Below are 16,417 nucleotides of genomic sequence, written 5' to 3'. Positions count from 1 at the left end.
GATAAACTGCTGGCTGGCACACCCTCATCGGGAGCAAGCCCCCTCCCACAAGTTATTCATCGTCCGTTCTATCGCTTGACTGACTGGCATCAGGGCAAGCCCGGCCAAATAAGCAGACGGTGTTTCAGCGGTTCAGGAACGCCAGCAGATCTTCATTCAATGCCTGGGCATGCGTAACGGCAAACCCGTGGGGTGCGTCCTTGTACACCTTGAGCTCGGCCCCTTTGATCATCTGGGCGGCGACCTTGCCAGTGGTCTCGAACGGTACGATCTGGTCACCGTCGCCGTGGATCACCAGAGTCGGTACGTCGATCTTGGCCATGTCCGGGCGGAAGTCGGTTTGCGAGAAGGCGGTGACGCAATCCACGGTGGACTTGAGCGAAGCTTGCAGGGCGATCTGCAGGGTCTGGGTGAGGACGCCGTCCGAGACTTTCTGGCCCTTGTTGAGGCCGAAGAACGGCGCATTGAAGTCGGCGATGAACTGCGCACGATCCTTGAGCAGACCGACTTTGATGCCATCGAACACCTCGGTCGGCACGCCCTGCGGGTAATCCGGTTTCTGGCCGAACAGCGGTGTCACGGCGCCCAGCAGCACCAGGCCGGCTACGCGGGCGGTGCCATGGCGTGCGATGTAGCGTGATACATCGCCGCCGCCCATGGAGAAGCCCACCAGGGTCACCTCCTTGAGGTCCAGATGGTTGATCAACTGGGCAATATCATCGGCGAAGGTGTCGTAGTCGTTACCGGTCCACGGTTGATCCGAACGGCCGAAACCCCGGCGGTCAAACGCGATGGTGCGAAAGCCGCGGCTGCTCAGGTATTCCATCTGGTATTCCCACATGTCGGCATCCAGCGGCCAGCCGTGGCTGAACAACACGGGCTTACCGCTGCCCCAATCTTTGAAATAGATCTGTGTACCGTCTTTGGCTACGAATGTACTCATGTAAAACTCCTCGGATGGGGGCAAGTGGCTCGGCGCACTATCGTGTGAAACCGGACCCGAGGTCTTGTATGCCTGTGCTCGGTTGAACGGTTCAGGCACCAAGGTGTTGCTTGGGCGTCAGAAATCGAAAAACACGGTTTCTGCTGCGCCTTGGACATGAATATCGAAGCAGTAGGCCAACTGGCCATCCACGGTACAGCGCTTGGCGATCAAGGGGGCGCGACGATGGGGCTGCTCGATCAGGTTCAGTACCGGGTCCAGTGCATTGGCCTCAGGTTCGTCGTCGAAATATAGACGGGTTTGCAGATGAATGTTGATGCCGTGCGCAAACAGCGCGACGTTGATATGCGCCGCCATCGCAACGCCAGAGCGCGCAGGACGATATCAAAGCGAAGAGCCAGGCTTATGATGGAGTTCAAGGTCTATGGTTTGCCCCTCATCACGCACCATGCGCGGCGAGGTTGCGGTACTGCCCTTTGAAATACAGCAAGGGTTGCGTGGCAACGACTTCCTGCAAATTTAACGCCTTCACTTCCCCGATCACAATCAGGTGGTCACCTGCCGCATGCTCGGCGTGAATCTCGCAATCCAGCCAATGCAGGCTGCCGACTATGATCGGATTACCCAAGGGTGATTCCTGCCAGTGGACGCCGTGCCATTTGTCCGTGCCTCGCCGAGCGAACTGGTTGGAAATTTCGACCTGCTCGCCCGAGAGGATATTGACCGCAAATCGACCTGCCCGACGAATTTTTGGATAGCTCGCCGAGCTGGCCATGACGCTGAATGACACCAGTGGCGGGCTCATCGACACGCTATAAAACGACTGGCAGGTGAAACCAATCGGTTCGCCATCGACGTGTGACGAGATGACCGTGATACCCGAAGCGTAGTGCGCCAGCGCCTCGCGAAAGCGCAATGAATCAATGGCATTACCCATCAGTGACATGACAGCTCCTAAATAGAGTGCAACTGACGTGGTTAAGCAAGGCTTGAAGCCGCCCGAAAATCCGGCTGGCTCCAGCCTTCTCCAATTGTGCAAGCGGCGTACGCCACCTCGGAACGTAGCTCAGCGTGCGTTCAGAAGCTCTCTGCGAACGATCTCTGCGCCAGCACTCAACGCGTTCAATTTGCCCCTGGCGACGCGACGCGGCAGGGGCGCCATACCACAGTTGGTGCAGGGGTAGAGCTTGTCGGCATCGACGAATTGAAGTGCTTTGCGCAGGGTATTGGCCACTTCTTCGGGCGTTTCAATGGCATGGTTGGCCACGTCAATGGCGCCGACCATGACTTTCTTGCCTCGAATAAGTTCGATCAGCTCCATGGGGACATGGGAGTTGTGACACTCCAGCGAAACGATATCGATGCTGGATTTTTGCAGCTTGGGAAAGGCTTCCTCGTACTGTCGCCACTCCGAGCCCAGTGTCTTCTTCCAGTCGGTGTTGGCTTTGATGCCATAGCCGTAGCAGATATGCACGGCGGTTTCGCATTTAAGCCCTTCAATCGCCCTTTCCAGTGTGGCGACACCCCAGTCGTTGACTTCATCGAAAAACACGTTGAATGCCGGCTCGTCGAATTGAATGATGTCGACCCCGGCAGCTTCCAGCTCCTTGGCCTCCTGGTTGAGAATCTTGGCGAATTCCCAGGCCAGCTTTTCACGGCTCTTGTAATGAGCATCGTAGAGGGTATCGATCATCGTCATCGGGCCCGGCAGGGCCCACTTGATAGGCTGCCCGGTCTGCTGGCGCAAAAACTTGGCGTCTTCAACAAAGACCGGCTTTTTCCGAGCGACGGCGCCCACGACTGTCGGCACACTCGCATCGTAACGATCACGAATCCTGACCGTTTCGCGGTTTTCGAAATCAACGCCGTCGAGGTGCTCGATGAAGGTCGTCACGAAATGCTGACGCGTCTGCTCACCATCGCTGACGATATCGATTCCGGCCAACTGTTGTTCATGCAGCGACAGGCGCAGGGCATCGTGCTTGCCCTCAACCAGTTCATCACCTTGTAATTTCCACGGTGACCAGAGCGTCTCGGGTTGAGCAAGCCAGGAGGGCTTGGGCAAGCTGCCGGCGGTAGAAGTGGGTAAGAGTTTTTTCATGAAAAATGACCTTGGCTTTCAATTAATCAAAGAGCGCAACTGACAGACCACTGCTCAAGTACGGCTTGATAGGGCTTGATAAATTGTTCTTGGGCAAACTTTCCTTGCTCGATCGCCAGCCGACTGCGTTCTTCTCGGTCGTACACGATCCGAGTCAAGGAGTAGTCCTGGTTCTTCAGGCTCGGCTGATAGGATTTTCCGGCCGCCGAGTTAGCGTTATAGATCTCCGGCCGATAGATCTTCTGGAAGGTATCCATCGTGCTGATGGTGCCAATCAACTCAAGGTTGGTGTAATCGCCCAGCAGATCGCCCGAGAAATAAAACGCCAGCGGCGCAGCGCTGTTCGGCGGCATGAAATAGCGAACCTTCAAGCCCATCTTCTTGAAATACTCATCCGTCAATGAGTACTCATCCTGCACGTACTCAAAGCCCAGCACTGGGTGCTGATTCTCGGTTCGATGGTAGGTTCTGGCGCTGGAAATGCTCAGGCAAATAACCGGCGGTTTGTCAAAGTGCTGCTTGTACGTCGTTGAATTGACGAAGCCCTTGAACAGCTTGCCATGCAAATCACCAAAGTCTTCTGGCGTACTGAAACCGGACTGGTTTTTGTTGTGCTCCAACAACCGCACACTGAAATCATAGTCGCGTACGTAGGAGGAGAAGTTGTTACCCACGATGCCGTTGATGCGCTCACCGGTTTGTCGATCGACAATCGTAGTTTTCAACACTTCAATCAACGGGACCGCATTGTCTCGGCTTTGCGCGTCGATACTCATTGCGGCGGAGATGATCTCCAGCTCGACCTTGTAACGATCACCCGTGGGGTTATCCCAGTGCGCCAGCGCATTGAAGCGGTTGTCAATCATCTTCAACGTGTTGCGCAAATTCTCTTCACGGCTCTCACCCCTGGCCAGATTGGCGAAGTTGGTCGTGATTCGGGTGTTGTCTGAAGGCGTGTAATGCTCATCAAAGCAGACGCTTTTGATAGAAAATGTGAGTTCTTCGTTCATCGTGCCTTGCACCCCGTTTTTACCTGCCAGAACTGAATGGGCTGATTGCCTTTCAGTTCTGGCCAATAGTCTGTTTTCTCCCGTGGCAGCCTTCAGGGCGCCTCAGTGAAGAGCTGCCGGTATTTTATGGAGGGGGCTGCATGAACAAAAACGAATTGATTTCAATAATGTATTAGTCGCGCTCATGATCAAGTGGGCATTTTGCAACCGAGCCCAGAGCCTCTTGCTGACGCCCTCTTGCTGATGGAAACGCTCGTGCTAGCGAACCTCCGGTAGTTTGGCGATCACCTTGATCTCGAAGTCGAAGCCGGCCAGCCAGGTCACGCCGATGGCGGTCGCTGTGGAGTAGGGCGCTTCGCCCCAGTACTCAGCCGCTACTTCCCAGATCGTTTCGAACTTCGAGTCGGGGTCGAGCATGAAGATGGTCGTGTCGACCACATCGTCGAAACTGCTGCCGGCCTCTGCCAGGATCGCGTTGAGGTTGGTGAAGGCCAGGCGCACCTGTGCCGCGAGGTCCGGTTCGGCCGAACCATCCTTGCGGCTGCCGACCTGGCCGGATACGAACAGAAAGCCATTGGAACGAATCGCCGGCGAGTAGCGGTGCAGTTCGTACAGTGCATGGCGGTCAGGCGGGAAAACGACATCACGTTTAGGGGTCATGGCCTAGCTCCTTCAGGGCCATCGCGGCCCGTTGTTCAAGAGGGAGCCACTGTAGAAAGGCCGCCGGCCTGGATAAACCAGCAACTCTGGTCATGATTGTTTGTAGAATCCAAACTATCCCGACCTATTGAGGCGTGAAATGGACCGTTTCGATGCGATGCAGGCCTTCGTCCGAGTGGTGGAAACCGGCAGTTTCACCAAGGCGGCAGCCACCCTGCACATGAGCAAGACCAGCGTGACGCAGCTCGTCCAGCAACTGGAAGCAAGGCTGCGCGTGCGCCTGCTCAATCGCACCACACGCAAGGTCAACATCACCGCCGATGGCGCGGCCTACTATGAACGCGTGATCCGGCTGCTGGCCGATATGGACGATGCCGAGACCAGCTTGTCCAGCGCATCGACCGCACCCCGCGGCCGATTGCGAGTGGACGTGCCCAGCCCGCTGGCGCGCATGGTACTGATACCCGCCTTGCCAGGCTTCTATGCGCGCTACCCGGAAATCCAGCTGACCATGGGCGTGAGCGATCGCATCATCGACATCATTGGCGAGAACATCGACTGCGTAGTCCGTGGCGGCGAGATCACCGATCAGTCCCTGGTGGCACGGCATGTGGGGGACCTCAAGCTCGGCATCTATGCCACGCCAGGCTACCTGCAGCGCTTCGGCAAGCCGGCGCATCCGCGTGAGCTGGAAGATGGCCGGCACAGTACGGTCGGCTTTCTGTGGTCGCGTACAGGCAAAGCCTTGCCCTACACCCTGCAGCGCGGCGAAGAGATCATCGAGGTCCAAGGCCGCCCGTTGTTGATCACCGACGATGGCAATGCCTACCTTGCCGCAGGGCTGGCGGGCCTGGGCGTGCTTTGGCTACCGCAGTACATGGCCAAACCGCACCTTGCCAGCGGCGAGCTGCTGCCGCTGTTCGAGGAATGGCAGATGGAACCGATGCCGATGTATCTGGCATTCCCGCCCAACCGTCATGTCAGCACCAAGGTGCGGGTGTTTATCGATTGGGTCATAGAATTGATGGCCGAACATGCACCGGTCGTTGCGAGGGGTTGATGCTAAAGGGTCGTTCGGCCAGGGATGCCCCAACGTAGTTTGCATTCAGCTGTTGCGGGCGCGCAGTACCTGAGTCTGCGCCTGGCCCAGGCGGTACTGGTTGTCGCCGCTGCGCTTGGCCTCGTACATCGCCAGATCGGCGACATGGATCAGTTGGTCGCGCGTCTGCGCGTGATCGGGGAAGAGGGCGATGCCCAGGCTGACCCCGACTACCTGCTGCGTGTTACCCAGACTGATGGGAGCGTCCAGCGAGGCCAGCAATCTCTGCGCGATCATCCCGGCCTCGTCTTCGGGGGAACGTTCGGCCGATAGACCTTCGAACACGGTGACAAACTCGTCGCCGCCCAGCCGCGCCACACTGTCCGAGTTGCGCAGCGTTTCGTACAGGCGGGTCGCGGTGGTCTTCAAGACCTGATCGCCGGCCGCGTGGCCAAGGTTGTCGTTGATCGCCTTGAAACCGTTGAGGTCGATGAATACCAGTGCAACCCGGTTGTGGTTGTGCCGGGCCAAAGCCAGGGCACTTTCCAGGCGTTCCTCGAACGTTAAACGGTTGGGGAGGCCGGTCAGCGGGTCATGGTGGGCTAGCCGGTGCAATTGATGAGCCCATGCTTTCTCCTCGGTGATATCACGCACCACGCCCATCATCTTGATGGGCGTGCCAAGTGCATCCTTGATCACGTTTCCGGTCTCGCGCAGCCAGCGCAGCGTACCGTCCGGCCAGACCACCCGATATTCTTCGTCGTGGTTCTCGCCGGTTTCGATGCAGCGTAATTCGCCGGCGCGCACACCGGCCCGATCGTCCGGATGAACCGCATTGCAGAACAGCTCGTAGCTGGGTGTCACTTCATCGACCGAATAGCCGAACATGCCGAAAATGGCGTCGGACCAGTACAGGCGGTTGGTGTCGATGTCCCAGTCCCAGGTGCCGATTCGGGCGAAATACTGGCTGCGCTGAAAGCGTTCGGCCTCGACCAGCACCGGACGGATCAACAGCCATTGCGTTGCATGGGTCGTGCTTTGCTGGCTGTGCTGGCTGATGTGCAACGCGCGTGGTTGGCCATCGTCACCCGTGACCTGCACCGTGCCGGCGGGCGCGGTCAACGGAGGCAAGCGTTCTCGCAGGTGCAGACCCAGCAGTGGAGTACGGGCACAACCGAGCAATTCGGCGGCGGCCGGGTTATGCCAACGCACTCGGCCATTGCGGGCCAGTTGCAATACGCCCACGTCCAAATCCGCTAGCAGCGCACAGTGTTCCTGGCGTTGGCGGTGGAGTACCCACAGTAGGGTCAGGGAGGGTAGGGCGGCGAGCAGGACGAACAGGGCAATCATCGGGCACCGACCAATCCGGGGGGCTAAGCAATGGGGGTATTATGCATATCTTTTGATGGCAGTTTGCCCATAAACGCGGTCAACCCTCATATTTGCTGCTTGGTATGGATCATTCGAGCACGGTGTGAGCTGGGGGAGGTGGGAAGCAGTAGCAGGTTGCGATAGGCTGCTTTCCGCCATAAGCGGCCGGTCGAGTGAAGTGCTACCACACACCATCGGCACCCTAACTGTTGGAGCTACGCTGGCTGTAGATGGTAAAAATACACCACTCAAAAACCTATAAATAATTGAATTCGTCAATATCAACATCTACGACCTTATTAACTTCTATACAATTAACTGAGAGAAAATGGTTGGCATTGATAGTTAATCTGATAATTTTAGGGGGCGCACTCCGGAAGTGTGGCAATATTTTACTTAGAGAGTTACACAATTGAGATGCCAGTTATTGCGCCTCTGCTTGTCTCTAAACAACTGTTGCCATAAGTCCAGAGAGAGTGTATGGTTCAGAGGTTTTAGTTTGCAATTGAGCCGTAGTATTTATAATCTTACGCACGAAAGGAGTCGACTGTGGCATTTGAAGAAGAGTTTGATATAGGTCTAGATGAGCAGCAAGAGTCGGAAAGCGACCTGGCTTTAAGTTCCGCCTCTGTCAGTGATGCAGTGTTATTCAATACTGACTGGACAGTAGAGACGATATTCAGGCAGATCGAGAAGGGCAATATAAATTTAGATCCTAAGTTCCAGCGTAGAGAAGCGTGGAGCAATGAAAGAAAAAGCAAACTAATTGAATCAATATTGTGCAACTATCCAATTCCCAACGTAGTCCTAGCAGAAGACAAGCAACGCAAAGGTAAGTACATAGTAATTGATGGCAAGCAGCGTCTTACCGCTATTTTTGGTTTTTTTGGTAATGAAAATACGCTTGAGAAGCTTTCAGTTCGCTCAGATTTGAATGGTGTAAAGTTTGAGGATTTACAAAATCTCAATGGCGATGATGTAAGCACATTAGAAAACTATCCAATTCGTACGATCATCATAAGAAACTGGCTTGACGAAGACTATCTTTACTCGGTCTTCTATCGCCTCAACAGTGGTAGCCTTCCTCTTTCTCCTCAAGAATTACGCAAGGCATTACATGGCGGAAAACTGTTGGAGGTGATTGATGATTACATAAACAATAGTATGCCATTTAAGACTATTTTTGGGGCCAAACCTGACCCACGTATGCGGGATGTAGAGATAGTCCTGCGTTTTGTTGCTTTCGACCTTTTTTATGAAAAGTATGATGGCAACCTAAAACGCTTTCTTGATAACACCGTTACCAGTTTTGATGCCGACTGGGGCCAGCAAGAGCGCTTGGCAACAGAGAGCTTGCAGCGATTTGATAATGCGCTTATACGGACGTTCGAGATATTTGGAGAGAATGCATTTAAGAAATGGAACGGAGAAAAGTACGAGCGTCGTGCTAACCGTGCTGTTATTGATATTATGAGCAGATTTTTCTCTCATGTGATGCAACCACTTTCAGATACTCAGCGTTCGTCCCTTGAGGAGGCTTTTAAGGCGGAATGTGCTGAGAATGAGCAATTTAGGAACTCTATCGAACGCACCACAAAAACACCTACAGCTGTTAGAGTTCGGCACATGGTGTGGGGGGAGGCTGTAGCCAAGATTCTAGATAAAACTCTAGACGTGCAAGACATGAGGATCGTTTAAATGTCTTGCTCTACGTATTTTATGCATCTTGAGCGGCGGTGTAATGAGTTAATCAGGAAATACGTGCAACCTATTATTGATGCAGAAGCCTCCGCCCTAGCTGCGAGCGAGGCACTTCCAATGCCCGACTACGATAGTATTGCCTCCTTCCGATTACTGGTGCACGCAGAACTAGAAGGTTACTTTGAGGATAAAGCTAAAAGTGAGATCGACCAATTAGCTAAAGAGTTTTTAGGAAGTAAATACATTAATAGCAAAATTGCTTCGCTTATCACGCTTTATTTATGGAGAAGGCAGCTGCCTTGCAGTTGGAATGGCACCGAAAAATATGATTCGGATTTTAAGAGTCTAGCTCAAGATGCTCTTGGGTTTGGGCGAAACTTTATTAAGGAAAATAACGGAATTAAAGAAAACTCAATCTATACTTTATCTGCAATTATAGGGTTATATCAGCATGAAATTGATGAGGTCTTAGTTGAGGAGCTGAATACTTTTGGGAAAAAACGGGGGGCGGTCGCACATAAGAGTTGGATCTATAATACGCGAACCTTTGATTCGGCAGAAACTGAAAAAAATAATGTTGTCAGTATTATTTCGCTGATTCGCAACAACTATGAAAATACTGCCGCACCCCCAACTTCTACAGCTAGCCAAAGTGTGGTGGCGGTCTAATATCGCAGATGGATGCGTCGGTAATGGTCTGCTGAGGCCGATTGCTACTCCTTGTAAAAGGCAGCAATTTGCTTATAACTGCCGGTTACGGCAGGTCGCTTTTGGCCGGTAGCGGTAAGTCGCAACCGACTGCTATCGGCCAGAAGCGATCTCTCATAGGCCAGTTTTAGCTCAGATCTTACGCATACTGGTTTTCTAAATTAGGGGCGATTCAATCGCAGAAAATCGTCAATGGTAAATGATTTCTGTACTGCTTGAGCCTTGAGGAAGGCTGGAAGGAGCACTGAAAACTCTGCGCGGTGCGATTGAAAATCAAAGGACAGTGACATGTCTAGACCTCAATGCTGAGTTGCACCTGGAGGACCGAAACACGCTTTCTGCGGTGGAGAAATGGTGGCGAAGGCTTCGCGCATCAGGTGCGGTATTCTTCAATTTGCAGCGGTACTCAGGCCGGTCAGCATCGCTACCCTAGGGGTAGAATTATGCGGATTGCCTGGTCGACGTCGCGCTTTCGAGCGCCTCGCAAGATGTGCCGATGGTAGTGATGCTGGGCGCTGGGAATGGGCAATACATGCCAAAACAACAGGATGATGGGTTCGTAAAATGAGCAAAGTCGATGGTACGCCCGGCTATAAAAAGGAAAGCTTCAATTGCCCGCGCTGTGGTGCATTTGCTGGTATGAAATGGACCAACTTACTGTTGAATAGCAATGAGTACGCATCTGTATCATTCTCGATCTGTTCCGCTTGCAGAGATCCAAGTATTTGGATTACTGATGAAGGTGGCGGCAGGCATGGCCTCACGCCTGGAATGCCAATGGAAGGGCACCTAGGAAGCAGGATAAAATTGATATTCCCTTCGGAGTGCACAGCACCCAGAGCGGAAGAGGATATGCCTGAGGGCATCAAAGCAGATTATGAAGAAGCCAGATTAGTTTTCAGCCACTCTCCTCGCGCTGCGGCTGCTCTGTTGCGATTGTGTGTGCAAAAACTTTGTGAGGAGCTTCTAGGTAAACCAGGCAAAATCCACAATCAAATTGGTGAGCTTGTCGAGTTGGGATTGCCTAGCCGGCTGTTGAAGGCGTTCGATACAATCCGTATCTTCGGAAACGAGTCGGTACATCCAGGAATCGTCAATTTGAATGACAGTCCAGAGGTCGCGCTAGCGCTTTTTACCCTGCTGAACATGGCAGTTCGACACTGCATTACAGAAGAGAAAGAGCTAGAGGCCATACGTGCGTTAACACCAGTACATAAGCGGCGCGACATCTAGGCAATGACCCGTGGTCTGCGTCAGGTTAGCGTATATGTGCCCGCATTGGAAAATACTTTCAGGAAGGAGAGGAATTATGAGAGGCAGTACAACGGATGAGCATGACCGCTTTGTGGCTTTTAATGATCAGCTAAAAAAACTAGCAGAAAGCGAGCCTTTGAAAGAAATAGATAGGAAATCGCCTCAATCTTTGCAGGTTATGAACTTTCATCTGATATTTGAGTTTCTTATTGAGCAATGGATAAATTTCAAGCTAAACAAAGGGGTGTCATTGTTTTCTGGAATAGAAAAAATAGGATTTAATAATAAGCTGTATATTGCGAAAAATATCGGGCTGCCCAAAGAAATATTCAAAGCACTTGATACTGTAAATCGTGAGCGAAACAGCTTTGCTCACAACATATTCAAGAAAACTATTGCGCGTGCTAAAATTAATGAAATAGCAGAGCTTGCAGACAGCATTCAGGCGACAGGCGGAGAGTTTAATCGACTTGGAGTCTATATTGAAGGAAGTTTATTTTACGCCAAAAATATCGAATGTGAAAATACGTTATTAAATCTTGCATTGACTGCTTTGAAAGACAAGATTAGAAACTACGTATTTATAGATATTTACCACGAAACCTCACATCCGATATGAAATGGGCGAGGACTAAAGCGCTTTTATAATGTCTCAACGCGTAGCCCACTCCTCTCTACTGTGTTGTAAGCGGGCCAGCGGAGGCAGCATTAATTTATCTTCTTCCAAGCCGAAGGGCTATGGCGAATCGTATCATGCGAATGCTCGCTTTCGTCCCAGGGTGCCCTTTGGATAAGCGCACCCTAGGACGAAAACTGACTGCCTAGAGCATCACCATAATCCGGTGTTACTCTTCTGTACAGAAACCCTAATCTTCCGAGCCGGTACAGAAACCCAAATGTCTGTATAGAAAGATTATTCCTTGTACTATCGAATTTTTAATCTAACTCTATTTCAGCGGCTTTCTATAGGACTTGGGAGCTATCGCTGGATCATCAGCCTGTGCTCATCCCGGATGTGATGAATTAAAGCTAAAGTGGCATCAGTAAAGTTCTTGAACCCTGCTTTTTTAACATTGCTAATTTTCTCAAACTCGCTTGTTGGCAACCCCTTCACTCTGTCACCCAGCCGATGAAGGTTGAATGTTTGGGTCGGAGTCGCGTAAAAGTAATCATATGAATCGAAGATCTCCTCATCAATTACGATAATCGCTTCTAACCAACTATAATAAAAGCCTTTAAGCGTATCTGAGAGCAATGAGGGCTCCGCAGTTTCTTGGAAACGAGCTAAATCATCAAAAAACTGAACGAAGTAGCCAGAGAAAGATATTGGCGGTATGCAAGAGTTAGCTGCTTCAACTAAAGCGCGAAAGTCAATTTCCTTATAAAGATTTTTGCAAAAGTTTTTGTCATTCGAAAATTGCTGGTCAGTAAAAATCCCTAATTCCTCTCTTAAGTGCGAATTTTCGGGCTTGCACACATGAGCTGCAATGTCATCACCGCTGATGACCTTAGACTTAATCCCTGAGCTATATGACTCCAAGGTCTTTTTTTGCTTAGCCTGAAGAATTTGACCAGTAACGAATGTAAAATGCTTGGCGCCTTTAGCTAGAGCTTTGTCAAAATCTGAATTATATTTTTTCCGAATGGAAGAAAAGCTTTTCTGTTCCATGGTCGGAAAATAGCAGGCGACAAAATGCCTGTCACTTTCATTTTCAAGGTCTCTTCCGCCATCAGGCCCGCCTAGCGGAGACCTATTTTTAAAGCTTCCATAGCCAACTGAAGCCAAATACATGTTCGTAAACAACTCAGCCTTGACATTTCCTAAATGCCACATAGTTAGCAGGGACGTAATTGATTGCCGGCTACTCATGAATCCTCCTTAAACCACAACTTTATTTCCATAAAGTACGAAAGGCAGCTACACGGCTTACCCTCGCCTTATCTCAAAGCACTGATGTCTGTACCTCTGACTTCGAGGGATGCGCCCAAGCCACAAGCAAACCACGGATTGGAGAACTTTGCCAAGACCAATGGGCTTCTGAAACAAGCGATCTGTTGATGCTTTCACTGCGGAGAAGCGTCATGGAGAACCACGTGCACGATCTGTATCGCTAAAAAATTTTACAAGCAGCTTGCCTGACCGTTCATGGCAACATGATTGAATCGACTCTGATTAGGTTAATACTTTCAAGCGTCTGCTCTTGGCCGAAAGTAGCCATTCATTAGCATCCGTTTTTAACCATTTCCTCCCAACCATCAGAAGGTCGAAATCGCTAAATCTCGCGCTCTCAGCAATCCCCCTCGTTAAAAGAGCACTCAACAACCCAGCATAATTATCGCCATTCTCTTATGACCAACTGGTTCCCACCGTGAACAAAACCCCCTGACGTGTCGATATCAGACATGACCACGACGCAATCAGGCTACTCAGTCAGCGCACGGGCCAAGTACTGTGAAGTGTCTTTCCACCAAACCGACCACATCATGACGATGGGTCCGATAAGAACTGCGGCGGTTGTACGGGCCTCTTTCGGGAAGCTCATCAGGCAGCGATAGTCATCGTTAACTGACTCCACTCGCCAAATGTCGATCAGCAGAGAATAAAAAAACCAATGATCAGCCCGAACTCAATGGATTCGAGTAGCCAATTGGCGCAGGGCTTCAAGCCTCGTCATGTCACCATGTTGTCCATCGCCGGAATCATCGGCGCCGGGTTGTTCGTGGGCTCCGGCCATGCCATTGCGGCGGCGGGCCCGGCGGTGCTGCTGGCTTATCTCTTCTCGGGGCTGCTCGTGGTGCTGGTCATGCGCATGCTCGGCGAAATGGCGGTGGCCAATCCGGACACCGGTTCGTTCTCCACCTATGCCGACCAAGCCATCGGGCGCTGGGCCGGTTTCACCATTGGCTGGCTTTACTGGTGGTTCTGGGTTCTGGTGATTCCTATCGAAGCGCTGGCGGCAGGGCATGTGTTGAACCAATGGTTTGCACAGGTAGATGCCTGGCTGTTCGCGTTGGGGTCGATCATTGCGCTGGTGGTGACCAACCTGTTCAGCGTGTCCAAGTATGGTGAGTTCGAGTTCTGGTTCGCCATGGCCAAGGTGGTGGCGATCATCGGGTTTATCGGTGTCGGCTTTGCGGTGTTGATGGGCTGGGTGCCCGATCACGAGGTCAGTGGGCTGAGCGGCCTGATGGCCGAGCACGGCGGGTTTGCGCCCAACGGCCTGTCGGCAGTGGTCGGCGCTTTCATCACTATCATGTTCAGCTTTATCGGTACCGAAGCGGTGACCATTGCGGCAGCCGAATCGAATAACCCGGCGCAGAATATCGCCAAGGCCACGCGCTCGGTGATCTGGCGTATCGGCGTGTTTTACCTGCTCTCAATCTTCGTGGTCATCTCCGTAGTGCCCTGGAATGACCCGCTGCTGGCCTCGGTAGGTTCTTATCAGCGCGCCCTGGAAATCATGAACATCCCCCATGCCAAGTTCATGGTCGACGTCGTCGTGCTGATTGCCGTGGCCAGTTGCATGAACTCCTCGATCTACATCGCCTCGCGCATGTTGTATTCGCTGGGGCGTCGTGGCGATGCGCCCAAAGCCCTGAAGGCGACTTCTGCGGCAGGCGTGCCGCGTGCAGCGGTGATTGCCAGTACCGTGCTCGGTGCGTCGATCACCGTGTGGAGCTATTTCATGCCTGCCGGGCTATTCGAGTTCCTGCTGGCCAGTTCCGGCGCGATTGCCTTGCTGGTGTACCTGGCGATTGCAGTCTCGCAGTTGCGTATGCGCCGTCTATTACGTCAGCGCAATGTCGAGCTGACGTTCCGCATGTGGCTGTTTCCATGGCTGACGTGGCTGGTCATCGTGTTCATCTGCGCAGCGCTGGCGGTGATGATGCTCACCCCGGAGCACCGTACCGAAGTCACCACTACCATTGGCTTGGCTCTGGCGATTTCTTTTATCGGCCTGATGACGTCGCGTCAGCCTGCGCCGGCAGCCAGGGTTACGTCGGCAGGATAGGGCGTTTGCATCGAACCCGAGCCTCCGTCAGCGTTGCATAACGCTAAGTTCGCCGTTGCGCGAGTCAGATCGGTGTTTGCTGTGATACCCGGTAAGCGTCCGGAAAAGTCACTTACCATCGCTCCTATCAGAACGTGTTGCGTTATCCGACCTTGACTGTTCGTCATAGCGTTTGCGCGCCTCGTTAAAACCTTCCGACTGTTCAATGACCCACGTCCAGAGTGGAATCATCTGCACCAATAACCCCATTCCAAGTTCGGTCAGCGCGTACTCGACCCGCAAGGGTTTCTCGCCAAAGTCGTGACGGGAGATCAGCCCATCGCGCTCCAGTTGACGCAACGTGTGAGTGAGCATGCGTTGAGTGACGCCATCCAATCGGCGACGTAACTCCGCGTGGCGCAAGGGGCTGGTCACACCTAGCGCATGCACCACTCCCAGTGACCATCGGTTACCGGAATGACTGAGGATATCGCGCTTAAGACCATCCTCGTCCGCGCTGAGGGCGCGACAGGCATCCTGTGAAAGCCGCACGATTTCCTGAGCGTCCAGACCACTCGGTATCACCGATGTACCTACTTTTTGCGCATCTAGGTCCATGACAAGATTCCTGGCTCCAAGTCAAATATGCCAAACAGAGGTTTACCATGCAGGCTGCTATTTCAAACGTCAAACAACGTGTTCTGGTGTTGGGGGCCGGCGAACTGGGGCTTGCCGTGCTGCAAGGACTGGCCGCCCGATCAGCCGAATTGGCGAGCATCAGTGTGCTGCTGCGCCAAGCCACCGTGCAGAACTCGTCCGTGGAGAAACGTCAGGAAATCCACACCATCGGGATGCTAGGGGTCACCGTTGAGACCGCCGACATCACCGATGCCTCCGTGGAGGAACTTGCTGCGGTGCTGGGACGCTTCGATACGGTGATCAGTTGTATCGGGTTTGCGGCGGGCCGTGGCACTCAGCGTAAACTGACTGAAGCCGCGCTCATGTCGGGTGTGAAACGCTACATTCCATGGCAGTTCGGCGTTGACTACGACTTGATTGGTCGTGGCAGCCCTCAAGACCTGTTCGACGAGCAACTGGATGTACGCGACCTGTTACGTGCTCAAGCCCGGACTGAATGGGTGATTATCTCCACCGGTATGTTCACCAGCTTCCTGTTCGATCCCGCTTTCGGGGTCGTTGACCTGACCGCTGGACAGGTCAATGCGTTGGGCAGCTTTGACACGCTGGTTACGGTGACAACACCGCAAGACATCGGCACGCTCACCGCTGCCATCGTTCTGCATAACCCGCGCCTTATCAATCAAGTCGTATATACCGCTGGTGACACGCTTAGCTACGGCGCTCTGGCTGATCTGGTTGAACGCGTCATCGGACGGAAAGTCGAGCGCCGAGAGCTGAGCGTGCAGCACTTGTTGGCAGACCTTGCAGAAAAGCCTGACGATAATCTACGAAAATATCGGGCAGTTTTCTCGATGGGCCGAGGTGTGGCGTGGGACGTAAAGAGGGCATTCAACGCAATCCAGGGATTACCTGTGACCAACGCAGAACAATGGGCGCAAGCTAATTTGCGTCATGGCTAGGGACGGCAGATGTGTTGGGTTGCTTAACGGACAGCCA

General features: G+C 52.7%; 15 protein-coding genes and 1 pseudogene. 7 read left to right on the top strand and 9 right to left on the bottom strand.

What is annotated here, in order from left to right; all coding sequences use genetic code 11:
* Positions 1 to 124: 124 nt before the first annotated feature.
* The 6 genes and pseudogenes from ACQRBT_RS25385 to ACQRBT_RS25360 form a co-directional block, all read right to left on the bottom strand.
* Positions 125 to 943, bottom strand: coding sequence for an alpha/beta fold hydrolase (locus tag ACQRBT_RS25385; RefSeq protein ID WP_090371827.1), 819 nt, complete (start codon positions 941 to 943; stop codon positions 125 to 127).
* Between the two features lie 117 nt (positions 944 to 1,060).
* Positions 1,061 to 1,309, bottom strand: a pseudogene (locus ACQRBT_RS25380) (protocatechuate 3,4-dioxygenase subunit alpha); the annotation flags it as partial.
* A gap of 73 nt (positions 1,310 to 1,382) precedes the next feature.
* A complete protein-coding gene (locus tag ACQRBT_RS25375) occupies positions 1,383 to 1,889 on the bottom strand; it encodes a flavin reductase family protein (protein WP_412046890.1) in 507 nt (168 codons plus the stop codon).
* Positions 1,890 to 2,009: 120 nt separating this feature from the next.
* Positions 2,010 to 3,044, bottom strand: coding sequence for a methionine synthase (locus tag ACQRBT_RS25370; protein WP_244383815.1), 1,035 nt, complete (start codon positions 3,042 to 3,044; stop codon positions 2,010 to 2,012).
* A gap of 26 nt (positions 3,045 to 3,070) precedes the next feature.
* Positions 3,071 to 4,054, bottom strand: coding sequence for a DUF1852 domain-containing protein (locus tag ACQRBT_RS25365; protein WP_198763512.1), 984 nt, complete (start codon positions 4,052 to 4,054; stop codon positions 3,071 to 3,073).
* A 258-nt stretch (positions 4,055 to 4,312) separates the two neighbouring features.
* A complete protein-coding gene (locus ACQRBT_RS25360) occupies positions 4,313 to 4,714 on the bottom strand; it encodes a RidA family protein (RefSeq protein WP_244383813.1) in 402 nt (133 codons plus the stop codon).
* Positions 4,715 to 4,853: 139 nt separating this feature from the next.
* Between ACQRBT_RS25360 and ACQRBT_RS25355 the strand changes: the two genes are divergently transcribed.
* On the top strand, positions 4,854 to 5,774 hold the full coding sequence (locus ACQRBT_RS25355) for a LysR family transcriptional regulator (protein WP_412046889.1): 921 nt from the start codon (positions 4,854 to 4,856) through the stop codon (positions 5,772 to 5,774).
* Between the two features lie 45 nt (positions 5,775 to 5,819).
* Here ACQRBT_RS25355 and ACQRBT_RS25350 read toward each other — a convergent pair whose 3' ends face one another.
* Positions 5,820 to 7,103, bottom strand: coding sequence for a diguanylate cyclase domain-containing protein (locus ACQRBT_RS25350; RefSeq protein ID WP_412046888.1), 1,284 nt, complete (start codon positions 7,101 to 7,103; stop codon positions 5,820 to 5,822).
* Positions 7,104 to 7,673: 570 nt separating this feature from the next.
* Here ACQRBT_RS25350 and ACQRBT_RS25345 point away from each other — a divergent pair.
* The 4 genes from ACQRBT_RS25345 (at position 7,674) to ACQRBT_RS25330 (ending at position 11,406) form a co-directional block, all read left to right on the top strand.
* Positions 7,674 to 8,822, top strand: coding sequence for a DUF262 domain-containing protein (locus tag ACQRBT_RS25345; protein ID WP_060755392.1), 1,149 nt, complete (start codon positions 7,674 to 7,676; stop codon positions 8,820 to 8,822).
* Between the two features lie 63 nt (positions 8,823 to 8,885).
* Positions 8,886 to 9,494, top strand: coding sequence for a HEPN domain-containing protein (locus ACQRBT_RS25340; protein WP_145977752.1), 609 nt, complete (start codon positions 8,886 to 8,888; stop codon positions 9,492 to 9,494).
* A gap of 603 nt (positions 9,495 to 10,097) precedes the next feature.
* Positions 10,098 to 10,766: a DUF4145 domain-containing protein gene (locus ACQRBT_RS25335; protein ID WP_081087033.1), complete on the top strand. Its 669-nt coding sequence runs from the start codon at positions 10,098 to 10,100 to the stop codon at positions 10,764 to 10,766.
* 76 nt (positions 10,767 to 10,842) lie between these two features.
* Positions 10,843 to 11,406, top strand: coding sequence for a hypothetical protein (locus tag ACQRBT_RS25330; RefSeq protein WP_060755390.1), 564 nt, complete (start codon positions 10,843 to 10,845; stop codon positions 11,404 to 11,406).
* 360 nt (positions 11,407 to 11,766) lie between these two features.
* Here the strand turns inward: ACQRBT_RS25330 and ACQRBT_RS25325 are convergent, their stop codons facing one another.
* Entirely contained in the window at positions 11,767 to 12,657 is an 891-nt protein-coding gene (locus ACQRBT_RS25325; RefSeq protein WP_060755389.1) for a hypothetical protein, read from the bottom strand.
* A gap of 742 nt (positions 12,658 to 13,399) precedes the next feature.
* Here ACQRBT_RS25325 and gabP point away from each other — a divergent pair.
* Positions 13,400 to 14,800: a GABA permease gene (gene gabP, locus ACQRBT_RS25320; RefSeq protein WP_412046887.1), complete on the top strand. Its 1,401-nt coding sequence runs from the start codon at positions 13,400 to 13,402 to the stop codon at positions 14,798 to 14,800.
* A gap of 108 nt (positions 14,801 to 14,908) precedes the next feature.
* Here the strand turns inward: gabP and ACQRBT_RS25315 are convergent, their stop codons facing one another.
* Entirely contained in the window at positions 14,909 to 15,397 is a 489-nt protein-coding gene (locus ACQRBT_RS25315; RefSeq protein WP_412046886.1) for a winged helix-turn-helix transcriptional regulator, read from the bottom strand.
* 47 nt (positions 15,398 to 15,444) lie between these two features.
* On the opposite strand from ACQRBT_RS25315, the gene ACQRBT_RS25310 reads away from it, so the two are divergent.
* Positions 15,445 to 16,380, top strand: coding sequence for an aromatic alcohol reductase (locus ACQRBT_RS25310; protein ID WP_412046885.1), 936 nt, complete (start codon positions 15,445 to 15,447; stop codon positions 16,378 to 16,380).
* The last annotated feature ends 37 nt before the right edge of the window (positions 16,381 to 16,417 follow it).

Origin of the sequence: Pseudomonas sp. R19M (assembly GCF_050312585.1) — a bacterium.
GTDB classification, from domain to species: Bacteria; Pseudomonadota; Gammaproteobacteria; order Pseudomonadales; family Pseudomonadaceae; genus Aquipseudomonas; species Aquipseudomonas palleroniana.
This window is presented reverse-complemented; position numbering and strand designations above follow the sequence as displayed.